This is a genomic window from Priestia sp. YIM B13551 (genome assembly GCF_042787905.1).
In the GTDB taxonomy this organism is placed as follows: Bacteria; Bacillota; Bacilli; order Bacillales; family Bacillaceae_H; genus Priestia.
Genome location: NZ_JBHZOX010000002.1, coordinates 294,735 through 315,203, shown reverse-complemented (window position 1 = coordinate 315,203; position 20,469 = coordinate 294,735). Strand labels below are relative to the sequence as shown.

Here is a 20,469-nt window from a genome sequence, read left to right as displayed (position 1 = left end):
GAATCACCAGAGGCCTTTGGTTCATTAACTAAGTTCAAGTAAAGAAATAAAAATCGGAAGAACACAGCAAGAAACGGCTGAAATAAAATCAAGCTCGTTCTGTTTTTTTGCAGAAAGCGTGAACTCCATCAAAATAATTGTCAGGATACTCATGAAAAGCGTTGCATAAAAAAGAAAATCGCGCTGACTTTCCACTAAAAACAACACCGCATTTAAAATCAAAATAACGGCATAAAGAAACTTAAGCAGCACGTGAAGCTGCATGCTGAATTTATTCTCTTGTTTGTAGCGCAAGATATAGACAAAAAAGAAAATAAATAAAGTTAATTGCCATGAGGCAGGAAGTAACTGCTGCCATAGATTGTCCAAGAAACTCATTCCTCCTATAAAACGATGATGCATATATGTATAACATACATTTTTATTTTAAAAGTGAAGAGTATCTTTAGGCAAGCACAATTCTACTTTTTTATTCTTTTTCTTATAAAGACTCTCAACATAAAAAAAGAACGGTCGCGATGACCATTCTTTTTACTTCACTTCAATTAAAACCTTCGTACCGTCAGGAAACTCGTCTACTTGATGTGAGATCCAAGACCCGGCGCCTCGATTGTCTGAAGGCTTTACATATTCAATATCGGCACCGCTTCCGCCTTCTTCACAAAAGGCCATCGGAAACTCATCTCGGTCATAGCCGCTTTTAGTCGGAATGCCTTTTAAAGACTCACGGCGGTTTTCCTCAGCCCCGTCTCGGTCGATTGTACAAACAGCCGATTTTCCTTTATCGATTGCATGTTGAATGTGCGCTGCAGTTTCAGGGTAACGATCAGCAGGGAAGGTAATTACTTCATCGTAGGAGGTATTCGTTGAAGAGTTCTGCTCTAACGGATTTCCTTCAATCATAACAATAACGGCTAATACTAAAATTAAAATTCCAGAAACAATTTTTTTCAATCTGTAAAACTCCTTTATAAAACGTTTATCACTTTTATTTTAAAGTAATAAGAAAAAAATGTAAAAACATATAATGGAACTAGCTAGAATTCATAAGAAAAACATAAGCTCACGTACAGCTGCTAAACGTGAGCTTATGTCTAATGATGAGAGTGATGATGATGCGTTTCGTTTTCAGCTGGCTGCAGTGAACGTAACTCTTCTTTCGATAATTTGCCTACTGCGACTTGCTGAGTAGGAAGGATGTGTTCACCGCGCGCGTTAATATCGGTTTTAACATAATAAATACCATCCTCTTTAAAGGTTGTTTTTGCTTTATACATACTGCCGTCATAGTGCGCTTTTACTGTTTCAACTTTACGGGGGGCATCTTTTTTCCACACTTTAAACTGAACGCTTTTTGCATCATCCACCGTTTTATTTTCTTGCATCACATGTACTTCTAGTACTTGTATGCTCCGTGGTTTTATAGTTTCAGGAAGCATCACATGCGCAGACAGAGGCTTTGGCTGCTTGTAGAGCTTGTCTGCGTTACTGTTTACAGAGCACGCGGAAAGTAAAATCGTACTGAGTATGACCAATCCGGGTATTTTCCATTTGTTCATTGTTACTGCACCTCAAATCGTTTCATAAATCATGCGTTTAAAAACCGCTTCAATGCTGGAATTCGTTTGATGACAAAGAAATCTAAAAGCCACACGATAACTAAGGACAGTCCAACTAAAGGAAAAAGGATACCAAGCACCACGATTATACACGTCACGATTCGCATTGCATTTCCTTCAGGAACTTTAGGAGCCCCTATGTTTTTAGCTGGTTTTCGTTTCCACCACAGTAAGGATCCGCTGATGGCGATACCAGCAATTCCGATACAAATAATAAGGCCCATAAGCTGATTCATAAATCCAAACTGTGTGCCTTTATGAAGCGTAATACCGAGTGCAATCAATTTGCCCATAAATCCATAGTTGCCGTACCGATAATCAGCTAAAACAGCTCCGGTATATTGATCAAGGTGAATGGTTGCTTCATCCTGAGCTCTTGGTGAAAAAACAGAGAGCGTATACACACCTTGGGGCTCTTGCGGAATGGAAATGGTGTAGCCATCGTGAATATGCTGTTCTTTTGCAATACCTACAATGTCATCAAGCGATACTTTTGTATATTGCTGAGCTGTGGAGCTTGGAACTTCTAACGTTTCAGCTCCCCAAGGCACGTCCGCTACATCTTTTGTTTGCACGGTTGAAGTAGGGGCACTGCCTACCCAAATAGACGGAGGGTACCCAACGCCTGCGTTTGTGGCGATTTGCTGAAACGCATTGCCCCACAGTCCTGACCACGGAAGGCCTGTTAGTACGAGAAAAAGCATACCGGCTGAAATCCAAAAGGCCGGTACCGCATGAAGGTCTCGTGCAAGCACGTTTTTACCTTTTGAAAAACGAGGAATCAGTACGCCTTTTATTTTGTCTTTTTTGCGCGGCCACCATAAAAAAGCACCGGTTACAATTAAGACAATCGCCCAGCAGGCCGCAAGTTCTACGATACGATCACCGGCTGTTCCTGCCATTAGCTCTCCGTGAAATTCTTCAATTTGATTCATTAAGCGACTCGAATCATCTAATTTTCCTATGATGTGACCATTGTGAGGATTAACGAAAATCGTATATGTATGGTCTTTTAATGAGATTCCTACTTCTGAAGAACGAGTGGAGCGATCACTGGGCTTATACGTCAACACGTCAGCGCCTGGATATTTTTCCTTTACAGCCTGTACTTGTGCTGAAGGAGATACGGACTGTGACTGAGCTTGCACATGATACAAGTCGTGGTACAGTCTTTCTTCAACTTGAGGCTTGAATAAATACATGCCTCCAGTAACAGCTAATATAAGAAGAAACGGAGTAAACACTAAACCCGCATAAAAGTGCCAGCGCCATATAGCTTTGTATAGACCTTGAGAACGCGCCGTGCTTTTTTTAGTTGTACTCGTTGTTTCTTCGCGCTTTTCCTGCATCATTTTTTCCTCCTTTTTACTAACTAACGTGCTTTTATTATAGAAGGAAAGGGAGAATTAGCCATCACTCCTGAGAGTGATTGTTGGGACTTATAAGAGGAAGCTGCTAATAAAAAAACAGCTCGTGAAAGCTGTTAGTTCATTAAGCCATTTTGAAACGCATAGCTTGTCAGCTGCACGCGATTTTCTAAATGAAGCTTGCTTAAAATGTTTTTCAAATGACTTTTTACCGTGTGTTCAGAAATAAATAACTGCGCGGAGATATCGCGATTTGACAGTCCTTTAGCCACTAATTGAAGCACTTCAAGCTCTCGTGCAGAAAGGGGAGTGTCGGGTTTTGTAATGGACGTTTCCTGAGGAAACTCTTTTAAAATTTGAAACGCAATTTCTTTTGACATAGGAACTTCATCTAAAGCGAACGCACGCAAATAGTCGTACCACACTTCAGACTGCAGGTTTTTTAACAAATAGCCCTGTGCGCCTTTTTTCAGCGCATCAAATAAATCCGTAATATCGTCTGAAACCGTGATGACCACAATTTTAACGTACGGAAACTGAAGCTTAATTTGTTTTGTTGCTTCTAAACCGTTCATCACAGGCATTCCAATATCCATTAACACAATATCGGGCATTAATTTTTCGGTCAGTTCGATGGCTTCTTGCCCGTTGGTTCCTTCGCCAACAATAATAAAATCTTCATATTCTTCTAAAATATCGCGAATGCCTTCTCTCGCATGAGCATGATCATCTACAATCAAAATACGAAACGGCTGCATTTACGTAACCTCCTTTTTAATACTAACAGTCGTTTGGTTCTGTTTTCGCTGAATAGAAAAGTCCCAGTTCATATCTTTAGCACGATCTTTCATAATTTGTAAACCAAGCCCGGCCTTGAGAGATTCGGAAGTAAAACCTATACCGAAATCTGTAATTTCACAAATCCATCCGCCAGCCGTTTCACTGGCTGTAATCCAGATTTTATTTGTTTTTGCATGTTTAATGACGTTCATAGCAGCTTCTTTCACACAGGCAAACAGCTCGTTTTTTTCTTTTCTCGACAGCGTTGTTTCTGACAGTCTCCAATCTAAATTTACATCTAGTAAATGAGTATGTGTTAAGTCATCCACGTATTGTTGAATGCTTTCTGTCCAGCTTTCCGAAGAGTGGGAAGGAGAGTGCTTTAGGTTCGTAATCGCTTGGCGCGTATCGTCATGGACATGCTGCAGAGTTTGTTTCATTCGTATAAAATCAGGATCCTGCTCTAAGTTGTTTTTTCTTCCGAACTTGTTCATTTTAACAGATAAGAGAAACAGCGACTGCGCAATGCCGTCATGCAATTCTCTCGCTAATTTTTCACGTTCAATAAGCGCAGCTTTCTTTTCTTTTTCTTGCCTTAGTTCCTCTTGTATTTTTTCTAAAATAGAAAATAAATAGCGGACAAACACAAGCGTGACAAAAAAGACAAGCAGCGGAGAAAGCACATTTCCCATATCCATTGAGATGTAAGGGAGCAAAAAGGCATGGCGAACATACTCCCAAAGCGCGATGGTCAAAGTTGGAAGAAGCAAAATCAGCCATTTGATTTGTCTATATTTCACGGTATCCCTTCTTTCGTCCATAAAATGTGTCTATATTTTATCATTTGAGCGGAAAATTACTAGAGGAAAGGAGAGAAATCACTCTTAAGAGTGATTAGTACCACCCGTAGCTGAACGGATAAAAGTAATGGAAAAAAGTCTTATCTGCAATATCATACAAGAAAAATTTTCGAGTGAATGGTATGGTTAAAAAAGCTTAGTATGTGACAAGGAGGGGTCGATTGATGACAAAAGAAATTCGCACGGCGCACGTTGACGCCGATTTACATATTGAAGCTTACCGTTTTAAAGGAATTATGCAAAAGTTTCCTGCTCATTTTCACGAGTATTATGTGATTGGATTTATTGAAGAAGGTCAGCGTCATTTAATTTGCCAAGGCAAAGAATACATCATTAATCCAGGAGATTTGCTGCTGTTTAATCCGTATGATGTCCATAGCTGTGAACAAATAGACGGCAAAACGCTTGATTATCGCTGTATTAACGTGACGCCAGAAGTAATGAAAAAAGCTGTTTTTGACATTAACGGCAGTGAAAGTCTTCCGCGTTTTAACAGCAGCGTGGTGCAAAGAAGTGATGCTGTCTCTAGTTTAAAAGAGCTTCATTTGCAAATTTTAAATGGTGAACGTGAGTTTAAGAAAGAAGAGTTATTTTTATATTTGCTAGAAGAACTCATGCAGGATCATTCAAATCTTTCTTTTCTTTCGTCAGCCGTTGACACCTCTCATGAAATCACAACGATCTGCAGCTATTTGGAAGACAACTATACAAACAAGATCACACTGGATGAATTAAGTCAGCTAATTGGATGGAGTAAATACCGGTTGCTGCGCTCTTTCACAAAGCAAAAAGGAATCTCTCCATACAGCTACTTGGAAACAATACGAATCAATCAGGCTAAAAAACTGCTAGAGCAAGGAAAAAAGCCGATTGACGTATCGTTTTTAACGGGATTCAGTGATCAAAGTCATTTGACTCGATTTTTTAAAAGTCAGGTTGGGTTAACACCAAAACAATACATGAAAATATTTGAAAATGAAAAGAAAACAGGATGCTAGTAATAGCTTAGAAGGGAGAGAAGAGATGTGGATCATTTAGCGGCTTACATGCTGATGGCATTGGTCATGTCCATGATACCTGGTGCTGATACAATTCTTATCATGAAAAATACGCTTCATCACGGAGCAAAAGCAGGACGTTTTACCATACTCGGCATGGCTACAGGCCTCACGTTTTGGACGTTAATTGCTGTGCTTGGCTTGTCTGTTGCTATTGCGCAGTCGGTGTATCTGTTTAACACGATTAAATACATAGGGGCAGCGTACTTATTTTACTTAGGCATCAAAATATTTCTGACAAAAAATACGCTCTCATTGGAGGCCATTTCAGAAGAAACAAAAACTGTAAAGTCTTCATCTAATCGCTGCTATAAAGAATCATATATGCAAGGGGCTCTTAGTAATTTTCTTAATCCTAAAACGGTATTAGTTTATATTACGTTTATGCCACAGTTTATTAACTTGGATGCACACACAAATCAACAGCTGCTTATGCTTGGCTTTATTCTGACGCTTATAGCGGTAGGGTGGTTTTTAATCTTGGTGTATGTAATAGATTACGTAAAAAAACGGCTTAAAAAACCGGTGTTTCAAAAAGCCTTTCAACGATGCAGCGGAGTGCTGCTGATTGGTTTTGGGATAAAAACAATAGTGTAATCGTAGTTAGTAAGCAAAAAAGCCTTATTGAAAAATAAGGCTTTTTTTACGTTTAAAAACACGTAAACGAAACAATTTGTCGTGTATCGACACCGAAAATGGTCCAAAAACGTCCGTTCCATCTAAATCCTGCAACCGATCGCGGTCCTACAAAAATAGGAAAATACCAGAAGCTAGAGCCGTTTCTAAGCCATATAAACGTATTGCGGAATAGACAAAGAGAAATGGCTCCTGGGTCAACAGCAAATGGAGTTGCCGTTTGTTGAGCTGGAATAAATGCCGGCGGAGGGGAAGTTGGAGCTTGCTGCGGGTTAGGTGTAGGTAAACCGCCTGGTGGCCTAGGTGGACCGGCCGGGAGTTGAGGTCCAGGAAATCTTGCTGGGTAAGAATAAAAATCCATATAATTAATGTCCATTTTTTTAATCACCTCTATTTTTTATCACTATTTTATAAAGTATGAGAAAGCTGCCTAAAGGGATTGGGCAACTATAACGTTTTTTACATAGGTCTTTTTTATGAAGAAAAGTTTGGTTCTTAAGTCGGGAATAAATTCCTTCATGAACTCGATAAAAGCTGAATAGGATAAAACAGAGTGTGTTTTTAGAGGAGGACTTTTCATGGATAACAATCCAAAAAAGATGTTTACACCGGTTAAGACCTATCAACCTTTCCACAGTATCTATGATCCGTGCCGGCCGATAGGAGTTAAATATTATTCTACGCCGCCTCAATTATACATGGGATTTCAGCCGCCGAATCTGCAGCAGTTTTCACCGAAAGAAGCGCTAAAAAAAGGAACGCTGTGGCCGGCTTTTTGGGACTACTATGAAAATCCATACAAAGATAAGAAGAGGGATGAAGAATGAAAAATCTACCTCCGGAGTACTATCAGGATTTAGAAGAAATACAGGCGATTGATTTTGCACTGGTAGAATTAACGCTGTATTTAGATACCCATCCAAATGACCAGCAGGCTATGCAGCAGTTTAACGAATACGCGCAGCAGGCTATGCAGTTAAAAAGAAACTTTGAAACAAAGTACGGGCCGCTCCAGCAATATGGAAACAGCTATACCGACGGAAATTGGAGCTGGGGAACAAGCCCTTGGCCATGGCAAATATGAGCAGGTAAAGGCGGGAACTATATGTGGGTGTATGAAAAGAAATTGCAGTATCCAGTGAAAGTAAGCACGTGTAATCCAACGCTTGCAAAATATTTAATGGAACAGTACGGGGGCGCGGACGGAGAGCTTGCAGCAGCACTTCGTTATTTGAATCAGCGCTATACGATTCCCGATAAAGTTGTTGGATTACTAAACGATATCGGGACAGAAGAGTTTGCTCATCTTGAAATGATTGCTACGATGATTTATAAGTTAACAAAGGATGCAACGCCGGAGCAGCTGAAGGCAGCGGGATTAGCAGAACACTATGTGAACCATGATAGTGCACTTTATTACAATAATGCTGCTGGGGTTCCGTTTACAGCTACTTATATACAGGCAAAAGGAGATCCGATCGCAGATCTTTATGAAGACATAGCTGCAGAAGAAAAAGCAAGAGCTACATATCAATGGTTAATTGATATATCAGATGATCCTGATTTAAACGACAGCTTAAGATTTTTACGAGAAAGAGAGATTGTTCACTCACAGCGGTTCCGTGAGGCCGTGGAGATTTTAAAAGATGACAGAGACAGAAAGAAAGTCTTTTAACTAGTAAAAAAACATCCCCCTTGGCGAATGCAAACGAAAGGAGGGATGTTTTTTGTTGTAACTGCGTTGATTATACGCTAGAACTGCAGTGACAAGAAACAACCTTTAATTTCCCTTCAACATCTTTCCAAACTCGCGTATAGCTGTATTCGCCTCCGATCGATTCACCGGTTGCCAGCGACCCATTTAACGCTATTTTTGTAACGGTAACGGCAAGTTCTTGAAACAGTTTAATTTCTTGTTCCAACACTTCGATGCCCGCTATATCAAGACTTTTTGAACGATGAGCATTTATATCTTGCTCTTTTGACACCCATTGCCCAAGGTGATTCACAAAAATAAGCTCATCTGAAAGTAATTCTTCTAATAGCTCTACGTTATTAGAAAGCATGGCTGAACGAAGCATTTCTTCGTATTCTATAACTCTTGCTTGGTTCATTTTTTATCCTCCTTTACGCCTTGTGTAACTCTTTTCTATTTCCACGTTGCTTTTCCTTTAAACTTCTGCTCTTAATAAAATGTGTTAATTTATGTTAATAGAGGGGATAAGTGGACTAATTTTCTGTAAGCACAAAAGATTCTGAAAGACTCGGTTAATTACCTTTAAATGGTATAAAATTAGAATGAAAGAACCTTTTCTTTCCACTTTTTCAGTTATCTTTTTACTATTAAGATGCAGTTTTTTATACTTGTAATTGTAGCGGAATGAACGTTCATTCCGTTTTTTGAAAAGAGGTGATAAAGTGGAATCTACTCCAACAAAACAAAAAGCGATTTTTTCTGCTTCGCTTCTGCTGTTTGCAGAAAGAGGATTTGATGCAACAACGATGCCAATGATTGCAGAGAATGCCAAAGTAGGAGCAGGAACAATTTATCGCTACTTTAAAAATAAAGAAAGTCTTGTAAATGAATTATTTCAGCAGCATGTGAACGAGTTTTTACAGTGTATTGAAAGCGGTCTGGCAAACGAAAGAGATGGATACCGAGATGGGTTTCATCATATCTTTGAAGGTATGGTGGCATTTACTAAAAACCATCCTCGTGCTCTTGGATTTATTAAGACTCATAGCCAAGGAGCTTTTTTAACGGAAGAGAGCCGCTTAGCATATCAAAAGCTGGTGGAATTTGTTTGCACGTTCTTCAGAGAAGGACAAAAGCAAGGTGTGATTAGAAATCTTCCTGAAAATGCGCTAATTGCTATTTTATTTGGAAGTTTCATGGAAGTATATGAAATGATTGAAAATAACTATTTATCTTTAACTGATGAACTTCTTACCGGTGTAGAAGAGAGTCTGTGGGCAGCACTTAGCAGACAATCTTGAAACTTAACAAGTGAAAGAGGGATACGATGCCAATTAAAGAAATGCCTCAGCCAAAAACATTTGGAGAACTTAAAAACTTACCGTTATTAAACACAGATAAACCGATTCAAACTTTGATGAAAATTGCGGATGAATTAGGAGAAATCTTTAAATTTGAAGCGCCTGGCCGCGTGACGCGCTACTTATCGAGTCAGCGTCTAATCAAAGAAGCATGCGATGAATCACGCTTTGATAAAAACTTAAGTCAAGCGCTTAAATTTGTGCGTGATTTTGCAGGAGACGGTTTATTTACAAGCTGGACCCACGAAAAAAACTGGAAAAAAGCCCATAACATCTTGCTTCCAAGCTTCAGCCAGCAAGCAATGAAAGGCTATCATGCGATGATGGTAGATATCGCTGTGCAGCTTATTCAAAAGTGGGAGCGTCTAAATACAGATGAGCATATTGAAGTACCGGAAGATATGACGCGTTTAACGCTTGATACAATCGGTCTTTGCGGCTTCAACTATCGCTTTAACAGCTTTTACCGAGATCAGCCGCATCCGTTTATTACAAGTATGGTTCGTGCACTAGATGAAGCAATGAACAAGTTGCAGCGAGCAAATCCAGATGATCCAGCTTACGATGAAAATAAGCGCCAGTTTCAAGAAGATATCAAAGTGATGAACGACCTAGTAGATAAAATTATTGCAGACCGCAAAGCAAGCGGTGAACAAAGCGATGATTTGTTAACGCATATGCTAAACGGAAAAGATCCAGAAACAGGTGAGCCGCTTGATGACGAGAACATTCGCTATCAAATTATTACGTTCTTAATTGCGGGACATGAAACAACAAGCGGTCTTTTATCATTTGCGCTGTATTTCTTAGTGAAAAATCCACATGTATTACAAAAAGCAGCAGAAGAAGCAGCACGAGTTTTAGTAGATCCTGTGCCAAGCTACAAACAAGTCAAACAGCTTAAATATGTGGGCATGGTCTTAAATGAAGCGCTGCGCTTATGGCCAACGGCTCCTGCGTTTTCCCTATATGCAAAAGAAGATACGGTGCTTGGAGGAGAGTATCCTTTAGAAAAAGGTGATGAACTGATGGTTCTGATTCCTCAGCTTCACCGTGATAAAACAATTTGGGGAGACGATGTAGAGGAGTTTCGCCCAGAGCGTTTTGAAAACCCAAGCGCGATTCCACAGCATGCGTTTAAACCATTTGGAAACGGTCAGCGTGCGTGTATCGGTCAGCAGTTCGCTCTTCATGAAGCAACGCTTGTACTTGGTATGATGCTAAAACACTTTGATTTTGAAGATCATACAAACTACGAGCTGGATATTAAAGAAACTTTAACGTTAAAACCTGAAGGCTTTGTTGTAAAAGCAAAATCGAAACAAATTCCGCTTGGCGGCATTCCTTCGCCAAGCCGAGAGCAGTCAGCTAAAAAAGAGCGCAAAACCGTAGAAAACGCTCATAATACGCCGCTTCTTGTGCTATACGGTTCAAATATGGGAACAGCCGAAGGAACGGCGCGTGGTTTAGCGGATATTGCGATGAGCAAAGGATTCGCACCGCAAGTCGCAACGCTTGATTCCCACGCAGGAAACCTTCCGCGTGAAGGAGCTGTTTTAATTGTAACGGCTTCTTATAACGGTCATCCGCCTGATAACGCAAAGGAATTTGTTGACTGGTTAGACCAAGCGTCTGCTGATGAAGTAAAAGGCGTGCGCTACTCCGTATTTGGATGCGGTGATAAAAACTGGGCGACAACGTATCAAAAAGTGCCTGCTTTTATTGATGAAACTCTTGCCGCTAAAGGGGCAGAAAACATAGCTGAACGCGGTGAAGCAGATGCAAGCGACGACTTTGAAGGCACATACGAAGAATGGCGTGAACACATGTGGAGTGACTTAGCAGCCTACTTTAACTTAGACATTGAAAACAGCGAAGAAAATGCGTCTACGCTTTCACTTCAATTTGTCGACAGCGCTGCGGACATGCCGCTTGCGAAAATGCACCGTGCGTTTTCAGCAAACGTCGTAGCAAGCAAAGAGCTTCAAAAGCCAGGCAGTGCACGAAGCACGCGTCATCTTGAAATTGAACTTCCAAAAGAAGCTTCTTATCAAGAAGGAGATCATTTAGGTGTTATTCCTCGCAACTATGAAGGAATAGTAAATCGTGTAGCAACAAGATTCGGTCTAGATGCATCACAGCAAATCCGTTTGGAAGCTGAAGAAGAAAAATTAGCTCATTTGCCACTCGGTAAAACAGTATCAGTAGAAGAGCTTCTGCAATACGTGGAGCTTCAAGATCCTGTTACGCGCACGCAGCTTCGCGCAATGGCTGCTAAAACAGTCTGCCCGCCGCATAAAGTAGAGCTTGAAGTCTTGCTTGAAAAGCAGGCGTACAAAGAACAAGTGCTGGCAAAACGTTTAACAATGCTTGAACTGCTTGAAAAATATCCGGCGTGTGAAATGGAATTCAGCGAATTTATCGCACTTCTTCCAAGCATGCGTCCGCGCTATTACTCAATTTCTTCATCACCTCGTGTCGATGAAAAACAAGCAAGCATCACGGTCAGCGTTGTTTCAGGAGAAGCGTGGAGCGGATACGGAGAATACAAAGGAATTGCATCGAACTATCTTGCCAATCTGCAAGAAGGAGATACGATTACATGCTTTGTTTCCACACCGCAGTCAGGATTTACGCTGCCAAAAGGCCCTGAAACACCACTTATCATGGTAGGACCGGGAACAGGCGTCGCGCCGTTTAGAGGCTTTGTGCAGGCTCGCAAGCAGTTAAAAGAACAAGGACAGTCGCTTGGAGAAGCGCATTTATACTTTGGCTGCCGTTCACCTCATGAAGATTATCTGTATCAAAAAGAGCTTGAAAACGCCCAAAATGAAGGCATCATTACGCTTCATACCGCTTTTTCTCGCGTACCAAATCAGCCGAAAACATACGTTCAACACGTGATGGAACAAGACGGCAAGAAATTGATTGAACTTCTTGACCAAGGAGCGCACTTCTATATTTGCGGAGACGGAAGCCAAATGGCACCTGACGTTGAAGAAACGCTTATGAAAAGCTATGCTGAAGTTCACCAAGTGAGTGAAGCAGACGCTCGCTTATGGCTGCAGCAGCTAGAAGAAAAGGGCCGATACGCAAAAGACGTGTGGGCTGGGTAAATTAAAAAGAGGCTAGGATAAAAGTAGTTTAGTTGGTTGAAGGAAGATCCGAACGATGAGTCGTTCGGATTTTTTTATTGGTAGAGTGAACGTAGATTTCATTTATTTAGTGGCTTCTAGCGGTTGATTGGAGGGTAAGGCGAAGACTCCTGCAGGAAAAGCGGAACAGGTGAGACCCCGCAGGAGCACAAGCGACGAGGAGGCTCACCGCCCGCCCGCGGAAAGCGAGGTCTTGCACGGAAATCAACCGCGGTGTCTAAAGCGATCTATACGAGTTCATTTCTCCCATTTATTCGTCTTTTGTCCCCACTTCATTTTTATAGCGTCTTAACGTTTCTTCTGCGTGACAGCAAATTTTTTCAATTAGCTCCTGAGGTTCTTCAATAAAAGCATGAGCCCCTAAGGTATAGAAAAAAGAAGCCATGTAGTTTAATTCATTTCCATCAGTTATTGTATCGATATAGCCATTCCCATCACGCGCCACCTTTACATGATTTTCAAGCCAAGGAACGCCTTTACACTGACGAACGCCTTCGTGCGTCAAGGTTACTTTTAATGAAATCGGCTGTGAGTTTACCGGTTCTGTTTCAAGCCATTCCTTTAACGTAAGAGACATATTTTCGTCTTTTTCTAAAACCTTTAACGAGTGAATACGATCCGCTCGAAATAATAACACTTTTTGCTTATCGCAGGAATAGGCAGGGCAGTACCATAAACCGTTATGAGCATAAATGCCAAGGGGTTTGACTTGTTTTCTTGTTTGACCGGTCTGTGAATCATAAAGAAATTCAACATATTTTCCTGCAAGGCTTGCTTCTAAAAGCTCTTTTAAATAAGGAGTGTCAAGGTTTCTTTTAGGATTCCAAAACGCAATATGAGCACTCATTTTATCTACTTTTTTCTTTGTTTCCTCAGACAGGTACACATAAAATTTTTGAAGAGCCGCATGAATTCCTGCATCAAACGGAAGGTCATGATAATACTGCAGAGCCTGATAAGCAAAAAAGATAGAGATGGCTTCTTCTTCCGTAAACAAAATAGGAGGGAGAATACGATTTTTTAGCACTCTGTAACCGCCGCTCCGTCCTTTTTCACTGTAAAGAGGCAGTCCTAATTCACTTAAGTCCAGTAAATAGCGCTGGACGGTCCGCACGGAAAGACCAAATTCCTCCGCTAGTTCTTTTGCCGTAAACGTTCTTTTTGTATTAATAAACATGAGCATATCAACAAGCCGTCTAGACTTAGCCATTTATTTTCACCTTTTTCTTTTAATATGACAAAAATTGTCGTATTAAGATGATATCATACAGAAACAGTAAAGTTGAAAGGAGAAAAGGAAATGAAGAAAAAAATCGTCGTATATATTGCCGCAAGCTTAGACGGGTATATTGCAAGAGAAAACGGAGAGATTGACTGGCTAGAAAGCATAGAAGGAGAAGGAGATAACGGCTATGAAGAATTTTATCAAACGTGTGATGCGGTCGTTATGGGAAAGGCTACGTACGACCACGTGCTGAAGCTCACACCTGAGTTTCCGTATCCCGATAAAAAGTGCTACGTATTTAGCCGCTCAGTTCAAGAGAAAAATCAACATGTAGAGTTTGTAAACGAAAGCGTAGCGTCATTTCTCAACAGCTTAAATCAAGACAATAAAAAAATATGGCTAGTAGGAGGCTCGGATATTCTCGATGATTTCTTAAAAGCAAAGAGGGTGGATGAATTTATTATATCGGTCATTCCCGTTTTGCTTGGGGCTGGTATTCCGCTGTTTAAACGAGGAATTCCCGAAATGAACTTAAAGCTTACCGATATAAAACAGTACGGGCAAATTGCTCAGCTTTATTACGAAAAAGAATAAGCTTTTCGTAATAAAAACTCTTTCTGTAGTGTCAGTGTGCTCAGCGTGTATTTAACATCCAGCTATTGTTATTTTAGGGACAGTGACATCAAGACCGGCTTTTTCTCATAGTATATTTTTGGGGTGAAAAAATGCCAAGAGTAAATTATCGAGATTCAGACGTTGCTTTAATGGCAAGGATGATGAGAGCAGAAGCTGAAGGAGAAGGAAAACAAGGAATGCTGTATGTTGGAAATGTCATTGTCAATCGCCTGAAAGCAAACTGTTTAGATTTCAAGAATTTAAGATCCGTTCCGCAAGTTATTTATCAGGTGCAGGGTGGCAACTATTCGTTTGAAGCTGTTCAAAAAGGAAATGTATTTTATCAAAGAGCAAGAAGTGTTGAAAAAAGGTTAGCCAAAAAGAATTTGGATTATTGGAGAGAACATCCGGGGAAATATGCCCTGTGGTACTTTAACCCATCCGCTCCATGCCCTCCAACCTGGTACGATCAACCTGCTTCTGGTCAATACAAAAATCATTGTTACTATGAGCCAAAACCCGGAACATGCGCTAGCGTTTATAACGGGTAGATAGCCTGGGAAATATGCTGCATTCTGAAGGTTGGGCCTCACATTCGAATCTTTAGCTGCAGGAGACAAGGTAGTCGTTCTTCATATAATAAGAGAAAGCCCTCTTTTAATAAAGGGGGCTTTTGGTAATTGGTTCATTCATCATTTTGCTTCAAATTTTATGTTTTTACCAGCAGCAAATTCCTCTTGATTCTTCGTTTTTGTATCCTTCAATACCCAAGACGTCTTGATCTTACCTGTTGCTAAAATATCTTTGATTTGTTGATCGTTTAAGTCTTTTGTATAAAGGACAAATTCCCTTGTATAGATGTTTTTATTTTCTTGCTCTTCATCTGCACCGCTGCCAAACCAATATCTTATTTGCTGATCGTCTTTCATGTTATTAAAAGCTTGTTTATAATTAGGCAGCTTAACTTGAATATTCGACAGGTAATCCGTACCGCGTAATGTAAGAACCACATGCACTTTGCGAAAATCTTGTTTAGAGGGGCTTGTTAATTCGGATATTTCAACTTCACTAAATTCTTTTTTCGTCAGCGGTTTAACTGTAGTAGAAACAGAAACTTGCGGGTCTGAGTGATTTGTCGTAACTTCTTCGGTACTGCAGGCGCTTAAAATGATCACCGTTAAAAGAGCATAAACGAACCCCACTGCTTTTTTATTCATGCACGTTCTCCTTTGTCATTAATAGATAATGGTACTCATTCGTCGTATTCATTGTATTTACCTCTATTTGTTCCAATGTCCTAATCAACGAAGAAAATCGTAAAAGTATAAAAAAAGAAATGCCGAGGCATTTCTTTTTTCGTTCTATGAGTCTGGATTAAGCGAAGTATGCGTATACTCCGGCATACGCTCTTCTTTTTCCGTTAGCTGAGTATCGGGGCTTTGCTGCTCTTGTGAAATAGGAGACAGCGTAGATTTTTGTTCATGATTCATGTTTGTTATTCCTCCTTATATAAAGTGAGCTGTTAATCAAGCGAAAGCAAATCATCTTGAATTCGCTGCGTTAAAGATGCCACTTGCTGCGTTAAACTGTCATTTTCCGCCTGGAGTTTTTGATAAGACTGATTTGCTTTTGAACATAGGTAAGGGTCTGTTTCCCACCAGTCCATGCCAATTTCTCTTGCTTTATCAATAGAAGCGACAAGCAGCCGGATTTTTATTGTTAAGAGTTCAACATCAGCAATTTGCACTTTAATATCTCCAGCAATGACAAGACCTTTATCTAATACTTTTTCCAATACTTCCACAATGGTGCCCAGCTGCCCGTTATGTTCCGCCGCCATTTTTTCACTCCTTGTTATAACACTTTTCCTAGGGGACCTAGATCAATATTTAAATCTTCATTTGTAAAGTTAAATACTGATTTTAACTCCTCCATTTTGTTCTCTAACTTCATCAACGCCACGCCCAGGTCTTCGATTTGAGCGTCCGTCAGGTTTCCGCTGTCGACTCGGCGAATCGCATGTTTTTCAATGAGCTGCCGCAGTAATTCAATGACGGTTAAAACAAGCTGCGCTAGGCCTTGTTCAGCATTTTCCGCACTCAGCTCAATGCGACCGTTTCGTTTGAGGTTATTTTCCATTTCGCAACGCCTCCGTTTCCTGTTCAAGCTGCTGAGAAGAAATGATTTGACGATCATGAGAGCCTATCAGCGTTTCTACAGAAGAAATCAATACCCGCAAATCAAGATAGACTAAATCAATTCCGGCAATTGAAATCAATAAATCACCTTTAATGGCAATTCCTTTATCGAGGATCACATCTAATATATCAATGAGGGCGATGTCTTTTTGCTCGAGCGTTTGTTTTCGCAGCGATGTCATCCCGCATCTTTCTCCGAGCGCAGAGTGTCGATATGATAAGCAGGCCATGGTCCCGTTACTTCAATGTTCAGTCCCATTTTATTGTAAAACGTTTGCTTGTCGCTAATGGCTTTTAGAAACGATTCCACATTGTTCTTTGAAAGAAGGTAGATGCTGTTCCAGCACATGCTGTAGCTCTCGCCGGTTATTTTTTGACTCCAGTTATTTTTGATTTTATGATAAGCGGCGTAAGGACTTATCTCACTGTGCAAGTGATCACAAAGCGAAAGCTGTTCTTTTTCTGTTTCTTCTTCAATCAGCCTTTCTATCTTTTTACGTTCGAAAAACTGCCTGCCCGGAGGCAACGTAGTTATTTCTTTTTTTTTCTCTTGGATCGTTTCATTATGGGTTAGCAGATAGTTCTTTAAAGAATTCGTATGGGCATACACTTTTATATTCCATTCTTCAGATCTTTTTAAAAGCTGAAGAGAAGAGAGGTTTTTTTCTTTGTTATTGACAATACTTTCTCGACAGCTTTCCTTGCTTTTGTAGACCGTACAAAATTTCATGGGAAGAAGCGTGTAGTGACTTTGTAAGAAAAGAAGAGTCTCATGGTGATGCATGGCTTTGTCCTGCAGCCATTTCATATCGTGCTCGATCTTTTCTTTCAGCATTTCTTCCGAATACTCATCACTTGGCAAGTCGCATACAAATGCGGTAATGTCATCAAAGTAAAGAGCATAGATAAGGTTGTTCTGGTCCATGCCTTCAAGTGAAGGAAAGGGCATTTCCTTAGCTTCTTCGGTTGGAACTAGACCATATAAATAAATGAGCTTTTCCATCTTTTAACCTCACTTTTGTTTCTTCGTCATTGATTCCCATCTTTTTAATTCATATTCTTTTGCTGCTTCATACCTCAGCAGCAGTTCTTTTTCTTTTTCCATATATGCATCTTCTGGTATTTCTCCAAGCTCATACATCATTTGAAGATGAACGATTTTTTGCTGAATAAAAGAGACATCGTAAAGTTCTTTATCCGCTTCTTCCTTGATTTTCTGTCCGACTTTTACAATGAGCGTAACTGGAGACAGCAGCAGTTTATGAATCATACATTCTCTTCTACTTTTAGTTGAATATTAATAAAGTTATAAGCAGCCCACGGTCCGGAATATTTAAAATCGGCTTTGTGCTTCCATTTTTCATACAGGTCATTTACACGTTCATCAAACGCTGCTTCTTTTTCTCGGTCAATTAAAAAAGAAGCGTTCAAAAGCATCGTTTCGACAATAGGAGGGTTGAGTCTCGACGCTTCAGCTATCGGTTCTAAATGTTGATACAGCTCTTTTTTACAGTCGTGCTGAAGCTTTAAAAAGAATTTCTGAGCTGTTTCTCCGTGCGCAATTTGTTTATAAAAATCAGCACTGGCAGAACGCGGGTTTCGTACTTGCTGCAAAGAAGAATCTTGATTCACTTTTTGTTTCAGCCAGTCCGGTTTCCCAATTACTTTTAGTCCGACTTCTATTTTTCCTTTTAACTGTGGGAAAAGGGAGGCGAACTGTGGATATAAGTTTTCTAACAGCATTTCAACATCTTGTTGACTATGAAACACGTTGCCAAAGCTGATTGGAATAACCGAATCATGCTCATTCATTACTTTGGAAATCACCTGCTGGTGCGCTGTGACGTTCTCTTTTGTAGGGTGATAAATTTTAAGAGGAAAGGCAGCGGCCACTATAGCTGCATCTCGGTAATGAATGGTAAAAGTAGCTCTTTCCTGGTGATCAATCGTGACGCTGCCAAACGTATGCGCCTCGGTGGCGGGAATACTGCAAAAAATATAAATGCCCGTTTCTTCATTCATCGATTTCTGTTTCATTCCTTTTCATTAAAATAATCAGCTTACTTCTCTGCTGGAGAGCTTCGATAGCGCAGGCTGGTGCGTGAAAAAGACGTAATGTTATGCTGCTTATTGACGAGCACTTCATAGATACCAAGCAGTTCATCTTTTGCATAGCGCCTCATATACTCCTGTTCTTCAAATGCTTCAAGTGTTATTTTCCATCCTCCATTTTGAATCGATTCATACGAAATAATTCGGTGAGGAGGAGCAACGTGTTCTTTAAAAAAATCAGTCACGGATTCCATGATTTCGGCTACTTTCACTTCTCTAATCCACCTTTATGAGTTTATAAATCTAAATCTTGTAAAAGGTTTAGCTGTTCAAGTTTTGTTCCGCTGTTCTTCGAAGAAAGAAAATCTTCTCTTTCATTATGAAGCAGCCGAACTGCCTCGGCGTACCTCAGCCATGTGTCCACACTGGCAATCACGATTCTAGCTTCAATGGTAATTAATTCAATGCCAATAACGGAAATACGAGCGAATACGTCAATTACGACGCCTTTATCTAAGATGCGGTCAACTACTTCAGCTAGGCTAGAACAATCGTTTGATTTGTTAATCGTCATGATGAAATTCCTCTCATGTTGCATAGTGAAATATATACGTTTGCTAATCTTGCTATTAATGTGCGTGATATTGTAAAAAATATACAAATAAAACGTGCATAAATTAAAAAATAGTATAAAATACCATGATTATTTTTGTTTAGATACGGGTAGAGTTAAGTACATTACTTTTATCCATTGATGATTGAAAACACATACATAAAAACAAAAGGAGTGGAGAAAGATGAGAAAAGAAGAGCAGCCGGTATTATCTGATTTTATTGAAAAGGACCAATTTGAGTTAAATTCATATTTAACTTCTTTATTTGAAACGACAAGTGAAAAGGAAGAAAAAAACGGTTGATAAGCTGAGAGTGTATAGGGCTACTTTCCATGCGGAAAGTAGTTTTTTCATTTGTGAACTTGATATACTGATTGGATAAAGAGGTGAGAAAGGTGAACGAAAGAGACGTGGTTTCGAGAAGTATTTTAACAAAAGCGACGGGCTTTTTGGCATCTGGTTATACTCATAGTTTAAATCCGTATGCCGGATGTGCATTTTCCTGCAAATTTTGCTACGTGCGAGAACTGCCAATTCAGCGTTTTAAAGAGATGGAGTGGGGGACATGGCTAGAGCTTAAAGTCAACGCAGCTGAAGTCTATCAAAAAGAAATACAAAAACTGCGAAAAAAAGAGCAGCCGGTGCGCATCTTTATGTCTTCAGCGACAGATCCCTATCAGCCTGCTGAGCGTAAAGCAGGCATCACACGTGCCCTTTTAGAAACGATAATCAATCATCCGCCTGATTTTTTATTGATTCAAACAAGGTCGCCCCTTGTGACGAGGGATATTGATTTGCTTTTACAGCTTCAAAAAGTATGTGATCTTCGCGTATCGATGACTGTTGAAACGGACCGAGAAGATGTAAAACAAATTTTTTCTCCTTATGCTCCGGGGATGAAACTTCGTATGAACGCGTTAAAAAAAGTAAAAGAAAGCGGAATTTCAACGCAAGTAACCATTGCTCCAATGCTTCCTTTCACGCCTGAATTTCCTAAAAAAATAGAAGGAATGATGGACCGAATTTGCATTGATACCTTGTACTTAGGAGACGGTTCCTTAGGTAAAACGTCTAAAAGGCTAGGGATGCCTGAATTATTTGAGAAGTACGGTTTCCTAGACTGGTATGACAAAGACATTCATATCAAAGCCATTCGTTATTTTGAAAAATTTTTTCCTTCTTCAATGATTTATCTTTCTCAAGAGGGATTTGCCCCATAAAAAAAGAAGGGCT

The 20,469-nt window shown here is 40.1% G+C and carries 29 protein-coding genes and 1 pseudogene; 11 read left to right on the top strand and 19 right to left on the bottom strand.

Annotation, left to right across the window (positions count from 1 at the left end; genetic code table 11):
- Positions 1-24: 24 nt before the first annotated feature.
- The 6 genes from ACFX4N_RS10830 to ACFX4N_RS10805 form a co-directional block, all read right to left on the bottom strand.
- Positions 25-378: a DUF1516 family protein gene (locus tag ACFX4N_RS10830; RefSeq protein ID WP_223272376.1), complete on the bottom strand. Its 354-nt coding sequence runs from the start codon at positions 376-378 to the stop codon at positions 25-27.
- A gap of 153 nt (positions 379-531) precedes the next feature.
- On the bottom strand, positions 532-954 hold the full coding sequence (locus ACFX4N_RS10825) for a NucA/NucB deoxyribonuclease domain-containing protein (protein ID WP_013057949.1): 423 nt from the start codon (positions 952-954) through the stop codon (positions 532-534).
- 140 nt (positions 955-1,094) lie between these two features.
- Positions 1,095-1,559 carry a FixH family protein gene (locus ACFX4N_RS10820; protein WP_029322913.1) on the bottom strand — a complete coding sequence of 155 codons (465 nt, stop codon included), beginning with the start codon at positions 1,557-1,559 and terminating at the stop codon, positions 1,095-1,097.
- A 29-nt stretch (positions 1,560-1,588) separates the two neighbouring features.
- Positions 1,589-2,971, bottom strand: coding sequence for a PepSY-associated TM helix domain-containing protein (locus ACFX4N_RS10815; RefSeq protein ID WP_082611746.1), 1,383 nt, complete (start codon positions 2,969-2,971; stop codon positions 1,589-1,591).
- A 131-nt stretch (positions 2,972-3,102) separates the two neighbouring features.
- Positions 3,103-3,744: a response regulator gene (locus ACFX4N_RS10810; protein WP_195782618.1), complete on the bottom strand. Its 642-nt coding sequence runs from the start codon at positions 3,742-3,744 to the stop codon at positions 3,103-3,105.
- Positions 3,745-4,566 carry a sensor histidine kinase gene (locus ACFX4N_RS10805; protein ID WP_192100282.1) on the bottom strand — a complete coding sequence of 274 codons (822 nt, stop codon included), beginning with the start codon at positions 4,564-4,566 and terminating at the stop codon, positions 3,745-3,747.
- A gap of 224 nt (positions 4,567-4,790) precedes the next feature.
- Between ACFX4N_RS10805 and ACFX4N_RS10800 the strand changes: the two genes are divergently transcribed.
- A complete protein-coding gene (locus ACFX4N_RS10800) occupies positions 4,791-5,624 on the top strand; it encodes an AraC family ligand binding domain-containing protein (protein ID WP_053487480.1) in 834 nt (277 codons plus the stop codon).
- A 27-nt stretch (positions 5,625-5,651) separates the two neighbouring features.
- On the top strand, positions 5,652-6,281 hold the full coding sequence (locus ACFX4N_RS10795) for a LysE family translocator (protein ID WP_377261360.1): 630 nt from the start codon (positions 5,652-5,654) through the stop codon (positions 6,279-6,281).
- Between the two features lie 52 nt (positions 6,282-6,333).
- Here the strand turns inward: ACFX4N_RS10795 and ACFX4N_RS10790 are convergent, their stop codons facing one another.
- Positions 6,334-6,696, bottom strand: coding sequence for a hypothetical protein (locus tag ACFX4N_RS10790; RefSeq protein WP_013057940.1), 363 nt, complete (start codon positions 6,694-6,696; stop codon positions 6,334-6,336).
- A 202-nt stretch (positions 6,697-6,898) separates the two neighbouring features.
- Between ACFX4N_RS10790 and ACFX4N_RS10785 the strand changes: the two genes are divergently transcribed.
- The 3 genes from ACFX4N_RS10785 to cotJC are packed head-to-tail and all read left to right on the top strand — an operon-like array spanning position 6,899 to position 7,995.
- Positions 6,899-7,147 carry a spore coat associated protein CotJA gene (locus tag ACFX4N_RS10785; RefSeq protein ID WP_013057939.1) on the top strand — a complete coding sequence of 83 codons (249 nt, stop codon included), beginning with the start codon at positions 6,899-6,901 and terminating at the stop codon, positions 7,145-7,147.
- Entirely contained in the window at positions 7,144-7,404 is a 261-nt protein-coding gene (locus ACFX4N_RS10780) for a spore coat protein CotJB (RefSeq protein ID WP_013057938.1), read from the top strand. Before ACFX4N_RS10785 ends, ACFX4N_RS10780 begins: the two co-directional genes overlap by 4 nt.
- Before the next feature lie 21 nt (positions 7,405-7,425).
- Entirely contained in the window at positions 7,426-7,995 is a 570-nt protein-coding gene (cotJC, locus tag ACFX4N_RS10775) for a spore coat protein CotJC (protein ID WP_013057937.1), read from the top strand.
- Between the two features lie 70 nt (positions 7,996-8,065).
- Here the strand turns inward: cotJC and ACFX4N_RS10770 are convergent, their stop codons facing one another.
- Positions 8,066-8,434 carry a nuclear transport factor 2 family protein gene (locus ACFX4N_RS10770; protein WP_013057936.1) on the bottom strand — a complete coding sequence of 123 codons (369 nt, stop codon included), beginning with the start codon at positions 8,432-8,434 and terminating at the stop codon, positions 8,066-8,068.
- Positions 8,435-8,738: 304 nt separating this feature from the next.
- On the opposite strand from ACFX4N_RS10770, the gene ACFX4N_RS10765 reads away from it, so the two are divergent.
- From ACFX4N_RS10765 to ACFX4N_RS10755, 3 genes and pseudogenes are all read left to right on the top strand, one after another.
- Positions 8,739-9,317, top strand: a complete 579-nt coding sequence (locus ACFX4N_RS10765; RefSeq protein ID WP_013057935.1) for a TetR/AcrR family transcriptional regulator — start codon at positions 8,739-8,741, stop codon at positions 9,315-9,317.
- A gap of 26 nt (positions 9,318-9,343) precedes the next feature.
- A complete protein-coding gene (locus ACFX4N_RS10760; protein ID WP_192100284.1) occupies positions 9,344-12,493 on the top strand; it encodes a bifunctional cytochrome P450/NADPH--P450 reductase in 3,150 nt (1,049 codons plus the stop codon).
- Positions 12,494-12,631: 138 nt separating this feature from the next.
- Positions 12,632-12,880: pseudogene (locus tag ACFX4N_RS10755) on the top strand (hypothetical protein); the annotation flags it as partial.
- Here ACFX4N_RS10755 and ACFX4N_RS10750 read toward each other — a convergent pair.
- Positions 12,783-13,742, bottom strand: coding sequence for a helix-turn-helix transcriptional regulator (locus ACFX4N_RS10750; RefSeq protein WP_057273546.1), 960 nt, complete (start codon positions 13,740-13,742; stop codon positions 12,783-12,785). The pseudogene ACFX4N_RS10755 and the gene ACFX4N_RS10750 sit on opposite strands and share 98 nt — an antisense overlap.
- 90 nt (positions 13,743-13,832) lie before the next feature.
- On the opposite strand from ACFX4N_RS10750, the gene ACFX4N_RS10745 reads away from it, so the two are divergent.
- A complete protein-coding gene (locus ACFX4N_RS10745; RefSeq protein WP_057273545.1) occupies positions 13,833-14,351 on the top strand; it encodes a dihydrofolate reductase family protein in 519 nt (172 codons plus the stop codon).
- Positions 14,352-14,482: 131 nt separating this feature from the next.
- Positions 14,483-14,923 carry a cell wall hydrolase gene (locus ACFX4N_RS10740; RefSeq protein ID WP_013057931.1) on the top strand — a complete coding sequence of 147 codons (441 nt, stop codon included), beginning with the start codon at positions 14,483-14,485 and terminating at the stop codon, positions 14,921-14,923.
- 141 nt (positions 14,924-15,064) lie between these two features.
- Here the strand turns inward: ACFX4N_RS10740 and ACFX4N_RS10735 are convergent, their stop codons facing one another.
- The 10 genes from ACFX4N_RS10735 to gvpJ form a co-directional block, all read right to left on the bottom strand.
- Complete coding sequence (locus ACFX4N_RS10735; protein ID WP_013057930.1) at positions 15,065-15,589, bottom strand: hypothetical protein; 525 nt, start codon at positions 15,587-15,589, stop codon at positions 15,065-15,067.
- A gap of 144 nt (positions 15,590-15,733) precedes the next feature.
- On the bottom strand, positions 15,734-15,862 hold the full coding sequence (locus tag ACFX4N_RS10730) for a hypothetical protein (protein ID WP_013057929.1): 129 nt from the start codon (positions 15,860-15,862) through the stop codon (positions 15,734-15,736).
- Between the two features lie 32 nt (positions 15,863-15,894).
- A complete protein-coding gene (locus ACFX4N_RS10725) occupies positions 15,895-16,212 on the bottom strand; it encodes a gas vesicle protein (RefSeq protein WP_013057928.1) in 318 nt (105 codons plus the stop codon).
- 14 nt (positions 16,213-16,226) lie between these two features.
- Positions 16,227-16,511 (bottom strand): gas vesicle protein K, encoded by a 285-nt coding sequence (locus ACFX4N_RS10720; RefSeq protein ID WP_013057927.1) that lies wholly within the window; start codon positions 16,509-16,511, stop codon positions 16,227-16,229.
- Positions 16,501-16,752 (bottom strand): gas vesicle protein, encoded by a 252-nt coding sequence (locus tag ACFX4N_RS10715; protein ID WP_013057926.1) that lies wholly within the window; start codon positions 16,750-16,752, stop codon positions 16,501-16,503. The genes ACFX4N_RS10720 and ACFX4N_RS10715 overlap by 11 nt, the downstream gene beginning before the upstream one ends.
- Positions 16,749-17,573 carry a GvpL/GvpF family gas vesicle protein gene (locus ACFX4N_RS10710; protein WP_053487476.1) on the bottom strand — a complete coding sequence of 275 codons (825 nt, stop codon included), beginning with the start codon at positions 17,571-17,573 and terminating at the stop codon, positions 16,749-16,751. Before ACFX4N_RS10710 ends, ACFX4N_RS10715 begins: the two co-directional genes overlap by 4 nt.
- A 9-nt stretch (positions 17,574-17,582) precedes the next feature.
- Positions 17,583-17,840, bottom strand: coding sequence for a gas vesicle protein GvpG (locus ACFX4N_RS10705; protein ID WP_014459264.1), 258 nt, complete (start codon positions 17,838-17,840; stop codon positions 17,583-17,585).
- Positions 17,837-18,607 (bottom strand): GvpL/GvpF family gas vesicle protein, encoded by a 771-nt coding sequence (locus ACFX4N_RS10700; protein ID WP_057273544.1) that lies wholly within the window; start codon positions 18,605-18,607, stop codon positions 17,837-17,839. Before ACFX4N_RS10700 ends, ACFX4N_RS10705 begins: the two co-directional genes overlap by 4 nt.
- 23 nt (positions 18,608-18,630) lie before the next feature.
- Positions 18,631-18,894 (bottom strand): gas vesicle protein GvpO, encoded by a 264-nt coding sequence (locus ACFX4N_RS10695; protein WP_013057922.1) that lies wholly within the window; start codon positions 18,892-18,894, stop codon positions 18,631-18,633.
- Positions 18,895-18,917: 23 nt separating this feature from the next.
- The gene (gene gvpJ, locus ACFX4N_RS10690; RefSeq protein WP_057273543.1) at positions 18,918-19,196 is read right to left on the bottom strand and encodes a gas vesicle protein GvpJ; all 279 of its coding nucleotides are present in this window, start codon (positions 19,194-19,196) and stop codon (positions 18,918-18,920) included.
- Between the two features lie 435 nt (positions 19,197-19,631).
- Between gvpJ and ACFX4N_RS10685 the strand changes: the two genes are divergently transcribed.
- Positions 19,632-20,456, top strand: coding sequence for an SPL family radical SAM protein (locus ACFX4N_RS10685; protein WP_057273542.1), 825 nt, complete (start codon positions 19,632-19,634; stop codon positions 20,454-20,456).
- Positions 20,457-20,469: the final 13 nt, after the last annotated feature.

What these genes read in the sequence shown, in the direction of transcription:
- ACFX4N_RS10830 (WP_223272376.1), bottom strand. Translation starts at nt 378, where the DNA reads ATGAGTTTCTTGGACAATCTATGGCAGCAGTTACTTCCTGCCTCATGG.
- ACFX4N_RS10820 (WP_029322913.1), bottom strand. Translation starts at nt 1,559, where the DNA reads ATGAACAAATGGAAAATACCCGGATTGGTCATACTCAGTACGATTTTA.
- ACFX4N_RS10815 (WP_082611746.1), bottom strand. Translation starts at nt 2,971, where the DNA reads ATGATGCAGGAAAAGCGCGAAGAAACAACGAGTACAACTAAAAAAAGC.
- ACFX4N_RS10810 (WP_195782618.1), bottom strand. Translation starts at nt 3,744, where the DNA reads ATGCAGCCGTTTCGTATTTTGATTGTAGATGATCATGCTCATGCGAGA.
- ACFX4N_RS10800 (WP_053487480.1), top strand. Translation starts at nt 4,791, where the DNA reads ATGACAAAAGAAATTCGCACGGCGCACGTTGACGCCGATTTACATATT.
- ACFX4N_RS10790 (WP_013057940.1), bottom strand. Translation starts at nt 6,696, where the DNA reads ATGGACATTAATTATATGGATTTTTATTCTTACCCAGCAAGATTTCCT.
- ACFX4N_RS10785 (WP_013057939.1), top strand. Translation starts at nt 6,899, where the DNA reads ATGGATAACAATCCAAAAAAGATGTTTACACCGGTTAAGACCTATCAA.
- ACFX4N_RS10780 (WP_013057938.1), top strand. Translation starts at nt 7,144, where the DNA reads ATGAAAAATCTACCTCCGGAGTACTATCAGGATTTAGAAGAAATACAG.
- cotJC (WP_013057937.1), top strand. Translation starts at nt 7,426, where the DNA reads ATGTGGGTGTATGAAAAGAAATTGCAGTATCCAGTGAAAGTAAGCACG.
- ACFX4N_RS10770 (WP_013057936.1), bottom strand. Translation starts at nt 8,434, where the DNA reads ATGAACCAAGCAAGAGTTATAGAATACGAAGAAATGCTTCGTTCAGCC.
- ACFX4N_RS10760 (WP_192100284.1), top strand. Translation starts at nt 9,344, where the DNA reads ATGCCAATTAAAGAAATGCCTCAGCCAAAAACATTTGGAGAACTTAAA.
- ACFX4N_RS10750 (WP_057273546.1), bottom strand. Translation starts at nt 13,742, where the DNA reads ATGGCTAAGTCTAGACGGCTTGTTGATATGCTCATGTTTATTAATACA.
- ACFX4N_RS10745 (WP_057273545.1), top strand. Translation starts at nt 13,833, where the DNA reads ATGAAGAAAAAAATCGTCGTATATATTGCCGCAAGCTTAGACGGGTAT.
- ACFX4N_RS10740 (WP_013057931.1), top strand. Translation starts at nt 14,483, where the DNA reads ATGCCAAGAGTAAATTATCGAGATTCAGACGTTGCTTTAATGGCAAGG.
- ACFX4N_RS10735 (WP_013057930.1), bottom strand. Translation starts at nt 15,589, where the DNA reads ATGAATAAAAAAGCAGTGGGGTTCGTTTATGCTCTTTTAACGGTGATC.
- ACFX4N_RS10730 (WP_013057929.1), bottom strand. Translation starts at nt 15,862, where the DNA reads ATGAATCATGAACAAAAATCTACGCTGTCTCCTATTTCACAAGAGCAG.
- ACFX4N_RS10725 (WP_013057928.1), bottom strand. Translation starts at nt 16,212, where the DNA reads ATGGCGGCGGAACATAACGGGCAGCTGGGCACCATTGTGGAAGTATTG.
- ACFX4N_RS10720 (WP_013057927.1), bottom strand. Translation starts at nt 16,511, where the DNA reads ATGGAAAATAACCTCAAACGAAACGGTCGCATTGAGCTGAGTGCGGAA.
- ACFX4N_RS10715 (WP_013057926.1), bottom strand. Translation starts at nt 16,752, where the DNA reads ATGACATCGCTGCGAAAACAAACGCTCGAGCAAAAAGACATCGCCCTC.
- ACFX4N_RS10710 (WP_053487476.1), bottom strand. Translation starts at nt 17,573, where the DNA reads ATGGAAAAGCTCATTTATTTATATGGTCTAGTTCCAACCGAAGAAGCT.
- ACFX4N_RS10705 (WP_014459264.1), bottom strand. Translation starts at nt 17,840, where the DNA reads ATGATTCATAAACTGCTGCTGTCTCCAGTTACGCTCATTGTAAAAGTC.
- ACFX4N_RS10700 (WP_057273544.1), bottom strand. Translation starts at nt 18,607, where the DNA reads ATGAAACAGAAATCGATGAATGAAGAAACGGGCATTTATATTTTTTGC.
- gvpJ (WP_057273543.1), bottom strand. Translation starts at nt 19,196, where the DNA reads ATGACGATTAACAAATCAAACGATTGTTCTAGCCTAGCTGAAGTAGTT.